This window comes from Streptomyces sp. MnatMP-M17 (assembly GCF_900091995.1).
Lineage (GTDB): Bacteria > Actinomycetota > Actinomycetes > Streptomycetales > Streptomycetaceae > Streptomyces.
In genome coordinates this window covers 1-10,762 of record NZ_FMDK01000350.1, presented here as the reverse complement: position 1 = coordinate 10,762, position 10,762 = coordinate 1, and the positions used below count along the sequence as shown (strand labels likewise).

Here is a 10,762-nt window from a genome sequence, read left to right as displayed (position 1 = left end):
CGCCCAGCGGGTCCGGCCAGGCCGCCGCGCCGTTGAAGGCGATGGTGGCGGTGGTCAGGATCCACGCCGACTGGCGCAGCAGCGGGAAGGGGATACGGATCCAGGTCAGCAGGAGGTCGAGCGCGAGCAGGACACAGATGCCCGCGTCGATACCGATCGGGAAGAGGACCGCGAAGGTTCCGAAGCCCTTGCGCTCGGCCAGGTCCCGCACCGCCGCGTAGGAGCCGACAAAGCCGATCGCGGCAATGATGACCGCCCCCACAACAGCAATGACCGCTAGGGCCAGTTGGGGTGCTCTCAACGGGCCGTTTCGTCGGTTGCCGGTGTGCGCCACGCTCGTCCCCCCTCTTCAGCCGCTGAATGAGGGAAGTGTCCGCGGCCGACCCTGTGGACAGGGACAGCAGATCTTTGGGCCGGTGCCGCAGCGCGTGCCCCCAGGAGTGTGGCAGGACCGGAGGATTGCGCCGCCCCTTCACCGGTGCGCCGCAGCGGAGGGTGAGCTGCCTGCCCCGATCGTGCGCGCAGGACGGGGGACGAGGCCAATCAGTCGATCGCTTCGCCTGTGCCGGACGGAATCCGTATGCCAGCCTGCCCGACCGCAGTCAGTAACGCATAAGGAGAGTGGATGCTGGACCGGGAAGAGCGGGCGGCCCGGGTGTTCAACCCGGACGTGCGGCCCCTGGTGCGGGAAGCTCACCGCTGTTACGCCTCCGGAGCGGCGCGTGGGGCGATCGTGCTGACCTGGACGGCGGTGTGCGCTGATCTGATCCACAAGGCGGAGATCCTCGAGGAGGACGGGGAGAGCGATGCCCGGGTCCTGGTCGGGGATGTCGAGCGGGCCCAGCAGCCCGGCCAGGCCGACGCGGTGAACATCATGCTCGGCATCGAGCGGAGCATCCTGGAGACCGCCCAGAAGCTTGAGTTGATCGATTGTACGCAGAAGATGCAGTTGGAACGCCTGCGTGAGGACCGGCATCTGTGCGCTCACCCCTCGCTGGGCCCGCTGGGCGAGTTGTTCGAGCCGAGCGTGGAGTATGCCCGGGCCCACCTCACCGTCGCGCTGGAGGCAGTGCTCGTTCATCCGCCCAGCCAGGGCCGCAGGATCCTGGCGAGCTTCATGATCCAGGTCGCCGACCCGGCGTTCACCTTCGATGCGCCCACCCTCGACTGACCGTATCCCGCTCCGATTCTCATGGGCACGTTTATGCCGCCTGTGCTGGTGTGGGGAAGGTGGGGTGGCGGGGGTCGGACAGGTCCCAGCCGCGCCACCGTTCGTCGAGGATCTCTCCCGTGTTCTGGTCGATGACGCTGTCGGGGACCAGTTTCGACCCGCGCTGGCGCCGGCGCGGGGTGCGTTCAGCGAGCCAATGCTGGTAGTAGGCGCGTTCGCTCTGGTGGCGTTCACGGCGGGCGCGGCTGCGTCCGCTGGTGCCACGCTGGTGGGCACTGTGGTCGAGGAGGTCCTCGTCAGGGTGCAGACGTGCTGGTCCGGCGAGCGCGGAAGCCAGGTAGTAGTAGCCGCCGAGTTCGGCGACCAAGCCGTCGTCGACCAGGCGGCGCAACCTGCGCGTCACCGTGCTGCGGTGCAGTCCGGTCGCCTCTCGCAGGGCGTGGACGTCGATTCCGTCGAGCGGGTCGAGACAAGCGAGGATGCGGGCGCCGGACAGGCCGTGGCCGTGGTGGTGGAAGGCGTCGTGGTGCATCAGCGAGCCGATTGTCCGGGTGTCGGTGGTGTGCGTGGCTAGGACAGTTCCTGCCCCCCGGTACCCCGCAGCTGGTGACCGTCCTACTCGCGCACCACCACCTACCACCTCCCGCGCCCCTCGGGAGCGCTCCGGGTCGGGGATCTTCAGCCGCCACATCGAGCCGTGCAACTTGCCCGAGCCGCTCTTGAGCAGCACCAGCCAGCCGCCGTCGACCAAGCGGCGGTTGCTCGCCTCCACGGTGGCCCGCGCACAGCCCATCGCCTCGGCCAGCTGCCGAACCGACGCCGCGTGATCCAGCCCACCGGCCCGCTCGCACAGGCTGAGGCGGGCGATCAGGTTCTTCAGGTCGCTGCCCGCACCGCCAGCGCCCGGCCACTCCCGCTCCTCCACGACCTGCCGCACCGTCTCGATCGCCTCCAGCGCGTCCTGGCGGCACGTGATCGCAGGGGCCCCTGCGACGAGCTGGCGCGCCCTGTCGAGCATCGCGGTGAGCTTCGCCTCCGCGTAGTCGGTGCCTTTGCGCTCGCGCAGGCGCCGCGCCCATGCCCCGCCGGCCGTCGGCGTGTAGAGCAGCGCCCGGAAGAAGTCGGCCGGCGTCCAGGCCCGGCCCGGCTGCGAACACCCCACCGCCAGCGCCATGGTCAGGCGGTAGCCGGCATCGGAGTCGGTGGCGCCGCCGTACCGGCCGGTGACATCTCCCTCCAGCAGCAGCCGACGCATTCTCTGTGACAGCCCCCGCCGCTCCCATACCGGCACCTCATACCGGCCGCCACGACCCGCCGGCCGCTCCGGCACGGACCGGGCCGTCATGCGCTCACCTGCTCGAACAGCGCACACGACGCGTCCTCGGGCAGCGCCTGCGCCGCCAGCTCGGGCAACACCCGTTTCCAGTCGGTGGTTTCGGCCGACGGCTCTTTGCAGGGCGGGCGCATGGAGTGCAGTTGGGCGAGCAACTCGCCCAGCCACCGCTCGGCGACCCGCGCCCGGGCCGCCTCCGCCGCTTCCCGTACAGCCTGACGAGCCTGCGGCGTGTGCGGCTCGGACTGCTTGCGGAGCAGGCAGGCTCCGGCCCTCCGCGCGGCCTGGTCGGCCTCCTCGTGCTGCTTGAGCCGTTCCATCGCCGTGCGCCGTCGCCGGTCGCGCAACTCCTCGATCAGCCGCCGCCCGGCGAACGCCACGGACGTCACATCGTGGCCCTCCGCCCGCAGCCGCAGCAGCCGTTCCTCCAGCACGGTGCGCGTCGCCCGCTCGCATTCCCGCCACAACGCCCGGGTGCCGGGCCCATCACCGGCGTCAAACGTCAGCACCAACGCGAAAGCGGTCGCCTCGTCAACCGCGACCTTGATCCCACGGTGTTCTGTGCACCCCAGGCACAGCCCGGCCGACCCCTCCAGCCCGCAGTCCGCACACGGCGCCGCCGTCCGCTCCCACTCCGACTCCGCGAATGCCTGCCGCTTGAGCTCGTACGAGGCCTCCCGCACCACCTGCTCCGCCGCCGTCCGCTCCCGGGCCGCCTCCTTGCGCGTGAGTTCTTCGCGCACGGCCTTCTGCAGCCGCCGCTCAGCCTCCCGGCCCACCTTCCGCTCCGCGAGCACCAGCCGACCCGACAACCGCTCCTCAAGAAGCTCGTCAGCCACCCGTTGCCGTAGCCCTCGCCGGTCCCCCACCAGGACCCGACAGCTCTCGCAGACCCCACGGGTGTCCATTCGCACACCCTCGTCACACACTCTCTGCCAGCACCCGGGCTGCTGCGGCAACCCCCGCTTCAGCAGCCAGCCCACCGGATCTACCACCGGATGGCGCTGCTCATCCAGCCGCCGCTGCAACCGCTCCGCGAGCACCCGCTGGGCCAGCTCCGGCTCCACCAGCCCCCGCAGCCGCCCGACCTCGCCCCGCACCAAAGTGGCCAGCCACGCCCGCGTACTCGACCCGCCCAGCCGCGCCCACAAGCCCGCTACCGGCGCCAGCGCCTCACCGAGATCCTCAGGCACCGATACCGGGCGAGCGAACACCTCCTGCCCTGGGCCTGATGCACCCTGCACAGACCCGAGCTGATCTTGCTTGTCCCCGCGAAGCGGGCCATTCACAGCCTGGCTCCGGCCAGCAGCTGATGAACTGCCTGCGTCCTCGCGCGCACCCGCGCGCTCCCGCAGACCACCTCCGCCCCTGACGGCAGAGCCGGAAAACCTACCACAACCCGCACCCTCATCTAGAACCTCAGCCACCCCAGAGTGCTTGGTGTGTAGGGACGCGGCATCGGAGCGCCCCACGATCTCGGGCTCGGAACCTTCGACACCGCGACTCTCTGGCTGCTGACCTGCACCTTCTTCCTCAGATGGCGCTTCATGATCTCCGGGTGCAGCATCGGGGCGCCCATAGAGGAGGTCCTCCAACGACTCCTGGCACCACCCCTCCCCCGCCAACGGAGCCAGCTCCTCCCTCGCACCGGCCGCTTCCGAGGCAGCGCACCCCGGACAAACGGCCGGGCCGACCCCGCCCGAGTCTTCCGGAGAAGAAAGCACGGACTCAGAGGACCCCCGTCGTGCAGCCGATGCCTGGGCGACTGCCGGCAACAAGAGCAGCTGCTTGCCGCGCATCCCCGCACTCGTACGACGCGACGGCGTCTCCGCAACTCCCCACCGCCGCAGCCGCGTCAGGACCTTGCTCGCCCCCGACACCGAACACCCCAACAACCGCGCCATCGTCGCCGCACACCGACCACGCCCGTCCTTGACCGTCCCACCCACGAGAGGCACAGTTCCGTCCTCACGCGCGTGCAGCACCAGCAGCAGCAACGCCAACCTGTCCGTCGCCGCACCCCGCCCCCGGCGATCCGCAAGCAGGCCTGCAGGAGTGTCGACCCCCGTCCACCCCGGAGCGAACAACGCCTCCAACAGGGCCAGCAGGACAGCGAACTCCTTCTTCGTCAGCGCCAGCGCAGCCCCGAACTCACCGCGCACCTCCCACACGGGCTCCACACAGCACAACACCCCCTCGACCCGCCCGCTCGACGCCGTGACAACCTCCGTCGTCACCGCCTTCGCCGCGGACAGACCCGGGAACACATCGTGATCGACACTCGACTCCCCAAGACCCAGCCACCGACCCAACTCCCGAGCCGTCGTCTGCACCCGACCAGAACCGTGGTTGGTCTTCCCCATCAACACCACCGACGCCAGCACCTGCGCGTGCGTGCAACCAGCCAGCCGCGGATCTGCGACCAACGCGCGCACCGCAGCCGAAAGCCGCGTCCGCATCACCCTCCCGAGACGCAGAGGGTGGTTAAGTCCACCAATGCCGTTGCCTACTGCGTCCAAGCTGGGACGTGACCGCCAGCGCGAGGCGGAACGAGAGGGATGAGCCACAGAAGATGGACATTTAGTCGTATTAGGCTGAGGACCCCTGCCTGCTTGAGGCATGACTGAGCCAGCCCTCGTCCGGGTAGCTATGATCTGCTCCTGTCGAGGAGGAAGTGGACGTCCGTCATCGCCACCCGGCCAGCTAGGGCATAGCAGGAAAGCCGGGCATGCGACGTGATTCAGCTAGGGATGTCGGTTCTTCCTCACCTCCTCGACAACAGCAGTGGCCCGGGACCGCAGATCCCGGGCCGTACTGCTATGTGAGCCCCTGCAGGGCGCCTCTTTGTGAACGGTGCTCTTGCAGGGGAAGCCCAACGCTGAAGCCATGGCTCGGCTGTCGTCTCGAGCCGTTGGCTTCAAGGTGGAGGGGTTGAAACGTCACGTTGCCTCCCGATCCGGACGGTGTCCGAACTTCTTGAGCTGAGGCCCGTATTCGTTGAGGAGGCTCGTCTCGTCGACTGGGCGTCGTACAAGCCCTCCACCAGGGAGGTCGTAGAGCTCGAACCAAGGGGACTGTGCTTCGTTAGTCCGTCGCTCGATGATGCGGATAGCCGAGTCGGGATGCTGCGCCGACGTGTGCTGCCTGACCTTCTCGTACGCGGCGTCCTCGATGGCCTTGTCTGACGTGGCGAACACGGTGACTTGCTGCGGGATGGTGCTGAACGCGAGCAGAGCAATTGCCGTGTCGTGAACGGTGATCGCAGCTTCCTGGATCCTGCGTGGCCAGTGGAAGATGGTCTCAAGGTTTGGCGGCAGTTCGGCGATCCATTCGCCGATGGGCACAGCGACGAAGTTCGACCGCTGGTGCTCAAGCACAAACGTGGAGTGGGCGCCGAAGTCGTTGGTGACCGCCACCCCTTCTGGGGTGATCCACAGGATGGAGTCCATCCTTGTGGCAGAGTCACGCGCGGCCGCTCGAGCTGCGTTGACAGCCAGCGACTGCCAGGGTTCCATCGCCCGAGCCTCGCTCCTCGACCGCTTCCTTCCCGGCCAGACCAGCTGGTCAACAAAGGCGAACACGCGGACGACGATGAGGTCTTCACCGTCGAGGGTACTCGAGTTGACGAGGCCGAGTTGGGTGGCCTTCGTGACCCAGGAGCGGTTGAGTTTGGCCATGTTCGCGAGAACGGCCGGCTGCACGTAGGCGGACAAGGCGTCTCCAGTGTGGGTACGTAAAGCTGTGGATCACCGTAGCGCATCCTCACCCGGTTTCATGTCGCGACGCGACACGGACTGGTCGTCAATTCTTCGATCCGAGCTGGGCTTTTGCCCTAGTTGTCTGATTTTAGCTACGTGATTCCGTGTCGCGTCGCGTCAGAGTCGAGGCGCTCAGGAGGGGTGAACGATACGAACACGGGAACTCTCGAAGATGCCTACAGAGATAGCTACAGGAATGCCTACAGAGAAAACGTCGCACATGCCTACCTGCCTACAGAGGTAGCTACCGAGTTACCTATGAAGACGGCTGCTGCGGCAAGAGTTCGAAGAAGGGGCGAGGTGCTGCGCGAACATGGAAGCGCCGACCACCCTTGGGTGTGGTCGGCGCCTCTGCGGAGCGTGAAGGCTCAGGGTTACTTTCCGAGCGGCCCTTCTGCCTCAAGATCCTGGAGGAATTTGTCAAGGGCGCCCGAGTAGACGTGCACAGCGATCCGTGCGTGCCCGGCTTGGCGCAGATCGTTGGCAAGGGGTGCAGCAAGGGTATAAACCTCCGGGCTGACCCGATGGCTGGCTTGCTTTCCCGTACCTACGTCGGTTTCACGGGAGAGGAGGAAGTCCTCTGCGAGTTCCAGCTGTTCCTCTATGGTCTCTGGGAGGTACAAGCTCATTGCCGCATCGACGTATTGCGCGGCGGTCAAGGCCTTGCCGGATGAAGAACAGTCCTGTGCTACTCGCTTGCTCAGAACAGTCACTAGGTCGGCTGCGAAGCGGAACGGATGGGTCTGCCACGCGTCGCGCCGGAGCTTGAGGTCCACTCTGCTACTGCGCCAAGAGCTGAGGAGGGCTTTGTGCGCGGGCCCTACGGAGGAAGCCTGACGCGACGAGGTTGAGCGCCTCCGACGTGATCCAGAGGACGCTCCCCGAGCCCCTCGTTGTTCACCACTTGATGGGTCGGATTGAGTTGCCCCCTCCCCCACGTCGCCGGGCTGTTCTTCTGCAAGATCCTCGACAGTGCGATCGTCGGAGGCAGCGACCTCAGGAGAACCCTTTGAGGCTTGGTCGCCGGGTTCGGACGGTGTCTCAGCGTTCTCAGCGCCTTCGGCCGGACTGTCCTGAGAGACAGGAGGCGGCGTCTTGGATGGAACCACTCCGAGAGAGGCGTTCGAGATGACTGGCGCGGAGCTTGGCTCGGCGGCTGGAGCTCGATCCAATCCGGATGTCACTTCTACCGCCGGCGGATGATGGGGCTCCTCCGCCGGAACGGTGGCCGTCGCTGAATCAGGATTGCTGTGTGCCTGCCCGTTCAGGTCCGTGGTGGGAGCCTGTTCGGCCTCGGTGGCGATGGTCTGCGCGACCGGCGAACCCGCTGCATCGGGGGGCGTGCTGGGTGCTGGCACACTCAAGGCGTCTGAGGCAGGGGGCGTTGCGGCCGGTGGAGTGGCGGCCATGACTGGAGCAGCGCCAGCACCTTGGCCGAGCACCGAACGAGCGGCGACGCTTGCGGCGCCTGACAAGGCTGGATTGTTGAGGAGGTCGGGTCGAGGCCGAAGAGTTGCCTTCTTGGGTGCTCTCTTCGCTGCCTTCTTCCTGGGCTGCGGTTCTCCTCCGCTAGCTTCGACTTCCTCAGGCATCGGCGTTCTCCTCGATGAGGACCGGGTCGGCGATGGTCCACTTCTGTCGCGGCAGCTGGATGCGATCCAGGATTTCCTCGACAACGCTCGTGTACTGCTTGCCGCACGAATGGTTGGGGAACCGGACTACTGCCGGCTTGCCGTAGATGTACGACTCCGAGATGCGGACGTCGCGTCGAACGTCTGTGACGAACGGGAAGAGGCCACGCCCGGGCCCCGCGTTGATGCCGTCTCCGATCATCCCATTTCGGATGTCCACGTCCTGGCTCGTCCACGCAGACTCTGGGTTGGAACGGTTGAGGAGAGCGCCAAGAAGCTGGGGCTCGCACTCGCCATCGGTGTTCGTTGCCACCGCGTGCGTGGCCGCGCTCAAGACCAGGGCGCCCTTGATGGACTGGTACTCAGGAGTGCAGATGGTCACGACGTAGTCGGCTGCAGCCAGCGCCACTGCGTTGAGATGAGAGACGGCCGGGGGCGTGTCGATGAGTACGAAGTGGAATCCTCGTGCTTCCTGCAGGAGGAGGTTTCGAAGGGTGACGATCTCTTTGTAGGGCTTCGTCACAAAGGCGTTCTGGGCCGCGGACATGGAGGCCTCTTCGGAGGCGAGTACACAGAGCTGGCCGTGGCCTTCGAAGTCCTCCAGTACCTCGGCGGTTCGATCGAACATCGCCTGCTTGAGGTGTGGGCGCGGGAACTTCTGGAGCGCCATCTGCAGGATGAAGCCGAGGGAGCGCTGGAGCTCGGCCTCGTTCGCGGCAGAGTCTGCAAGGCCGCCAAGGGTGATGCCTAGTGCCGTGCCAGCCTGCGCCTGGGGTTCAAGGTCGACGATCAGCACGTTGTAGCCAGCCATGGCAAGCCGGGCACCGAGGTTGACCGTGGAGGTCGTCTTTCCTACACCGCCCTTCTGAGTGGCGATAGCGATCACCACTGGTGCCGGGAGCGTTGCCTCACTTGCTACGTCGATGGCGCTCGCCAGGGTTGTGGTCATCGCGAAGGCCTCCAGGACAGACGGGAAGGGGCGCCGCGGGACACACCAAGGCGGCTGTCGCGTCGCGGCACGAGGGCGGGGTGTATCGGAGTGGCAGTGCATGCCAGTTGTTGCGTCACGAGTGCACTCTGTTGGGTATAACGGACATTGGTGGTGTGCTTCGTGGCCTGGATGACAATCGCCAGTGTCACGACGCGACACGGGTGACGATAACAGGAACGTGCGATCAATGTTGGCGCTGTTGCAAGCCGACCGGCGTGTCGTTGGGGTTGTTTGACGCGAGAAGGGCGGGGGCTGGACTTTGACGCTTGAGCGACGTCGTGAACTTCTGGCTGGAGGTGCAGGCTGATGTCAATGCGGCCACGCGGTGCAAGGCTGACGAGTGTTTAGGTGTGGGAGCAAGCGAAGACCTCAGTCAGACCGATAGGAGGGGGCAAGCAGAGTGCGAAGTGGGAGCGTGAGGCGCGTAGGGAGTGAGGGGAGTGACTGCGCATGTTGGCGAGGAGGGGCATCGGAATGGAGGGGATGGAGGTGCGCGGAGCGTGCGTCGCTACTGGCGGAGCTGACTACATGTGTCGATCCCTACAGAGGTTCGAACATCCCTACATGGATGCCTACAGAGATGCCTACGTAGCTATCGACATACCTACGAAGATCCCTACAAGAGGAGCAAGGTTCGGAGGTGATGGGCAGGTGTATTCCGCATGGAGTGGATGGTGGAGTTTGAACTTGACGTGCGTGCCGGAGAAAGGTGAAGCGCACATCCGGAAATGCAGAAACGGGATGCGTGAAGTCATGAAGGACTCCTCATCACGTTGATGAGGGCGAATGCTCGCATTTGCAAGAATGCGTATCGTCTGGAGAGGTAATCGTCGTGCGCAGCAAAGCGCCGTCGATGATGCAGTCGTATTGGCGCTGGCGACTCTGTGAACAAATAGTGATCTCCATAGAGAGAAAGTGCATGGCTAATGCGGCAGGTATAATAAGAACGTGAATGGCGCTGCCCGTACGTGTGAGTCACTTTCTGAGTGAACGCCTGAGCTACCTGGTGCGCATAGTCATAACCGAGCGAGACGAGTAAAGACTCTATGCTGGTTGCTAGATAGGCGTCTTCGTCAACCAAGGGACACCGTTTATGAGACAGCTCTGAACGCATGACTCAATCTTGCTCAAGAGCAACGCCGACCGAGGGAAGATACGCTATGCACTGGAGCCAGCTATCCAAGTCAGGACGATGGATGCCATGCTCCACGCCTTCGAGTGCCCATCACCACTGACGCCATCCCAACACACAGGTCAGCGGAAGAGCGGATGGGGCGCGAGCACCGAGGCGCCTCAGCTGAGCCACTACGCCATGATCAGAGCCGGAGCACCCGGCATGTCGGTGTCCTCCCCTACTGTGGCGGAGTCATGGCAGTCAGCGACCGCTGCATGGCCCAGGCGTCTGCGGCTCGTGTAGTGGAGTGAGAGTGGGTTGCACGGCAGCAGCCGCTACGCCGACGACGCTGAAAGGCCGGAACGTGCGAGCGCTGGACGTCGCTCAGTGGCATGAGGCGCTCAAGGCACTCGCCGGATCGGACGTTAACGATGCCGAGATGGCCCGCGAAGCGGTCCGGCGCAGCCGTGTCGGCAGCCACCCGGGCGCGTTCTGCACTGGTGGTGACGGCGAGGTCGACGACGGCGCTGTGTCCGCTAGCAGTGAGGAGAAAGCGCCGCCCACCAAGCCAGACGGCCGCTGCCCCCGCGGACAGACGACCAACCCCAAGCGCATCGGCACCGCGATCGCGATAGGTGCACCGCCGTACGACGCCGCGCCAGGGCCCAGGCGGAAGTAGCGGCACGTTCGGTTTCGGGGGAAAACCCGTCAGCGGCCAGCCGATGACCTTGCCTAGGCTGTAGATGTCGCCAGCAGGCGCCTGG

The 10,762-nt window shown here is 65.8% G+C and carries 7 protein-coding genes; 1 reads left to right on the top strand and 6 read right to left on the bottom strand.

Translation table 11 applies throughout. From position 1 onward, the window contains the following. The coding region (locus GA0115259_RS16385) for a DUF2637 domain-containing protein (RefSeq protein WP_256098021.1) at positions 1–271 on the bottom strand (271 nt) is incomplete at its 3' end. Positions 272–625: 354 nt separating this feature from the next. On the opposite strand from GA0115259_RS16385, the gene GA0115259_RS16380 reads away from it, so the two are divergent. Further along, positions 626–1,171, top strand: coding sequence for a hypothetical protein (locus GA0115259_RS16380; RefSeq protein WP_093597099.1), 546 nt, complete (start codon positions 626–628; stop codon positions 1,169–1,171). A 31-nt stretch (positions 1,172–1,202) separates the two neighbouring features. Here GA0115259_RS16380 and GA0115259_RS40330 read toward each other — a convergent pair whose 3' ends face one another. From GA0115259_RS40330 to GA0115259_RS16355, 5 genes are all read right to left on the bottom strand, one after another. Continuing rightward, entirely contained in the window at positions 1,203–2,426 is a 1,224-nt protein-coding gene (locus GA0115259_RS40330; RefSeq protein ID WP_237540087.1) for a MarR family transcriptional regulator, read from the bottom strand. An 86-nt stretch (positions 2,427–2,512) separates the two neighbouring features. Continuing rightward, positions 2,513–3,697 (bottom strand): hypothetical protein, encoded by a 1,185-nt coding sequence (locus tag GA0115259_RS41880; protein ID WP_237540085.1) that lies wholly within the window; start codon positions 3,695–3,697, stop codon positions 2,513–2,515. 1,746 nt (positions 3,698–5,443) lie between these two features. Further along, positions 5,444–6,217 carry a hypothetical protein gene (locus tag GA0115259_RS16365; protein ID WP_093597093.1) on the bottom strand — a complete coding sequence of 258 codons (774 nt, stop codon included), beginning with the start codon at positions 6,215–6,217 and terminating at the stop codon, positions 5,444–5,446. Between the two features lie 419 nt (positions 6,218–6,636). Continuing rightward, the gene (locus tag GA0115259_RS39610) at positions 6,637–7,038 is read right to left on the bottom strand and encodes a hypothetical protein (protein ID WP_141716587.1); all 402 of its coding nucleotides are present in this window, start codon (positions 7,036–7,038) and stop codon (positions 6,637–6,639) included. 808 nt (positions 7,039–7,846) lie between these two features. After that, positions 7,847–8,842: a ParA family protein gene (locus tag GA0115259_RS16355; protein ID WP_093597087.1), complete on the bottom strand. Its 996-nt coding sequence runs from the start codon at positions 8,840–8,842 to the stop codon at positions 7,847–7,849. Positions 8,843–10,762: the final 1,920 nt, after the last annotated feature.

What these genes read in the sequence shown, in the direction of transcription:
- GA0115259_RS16380 (WP_093597099.1), top strand. Translation starts at nt 626, where the DNA reads ATGCTGGACCGGGAAGAGCGGGCGGCCCGGGTGTTCAACCCGGACGTG.
- GA0115259_RS16355 (WP_093597087.1), bottom strand. Translation starts at nt 8,842, where the DNA reads ATGACCACAACCCTGGCGAGCGCCATCGACGTAGCAAGTGAGGCAACG.
- GA0115259_RS40330 (WP_237540087.1), bottom strand. Translation starts at nt 2,426, where the DNA reads ATGCGTCGGCTGCTGCTGGAGGGAGATGTCACCGGCCGGTACGGCGGC.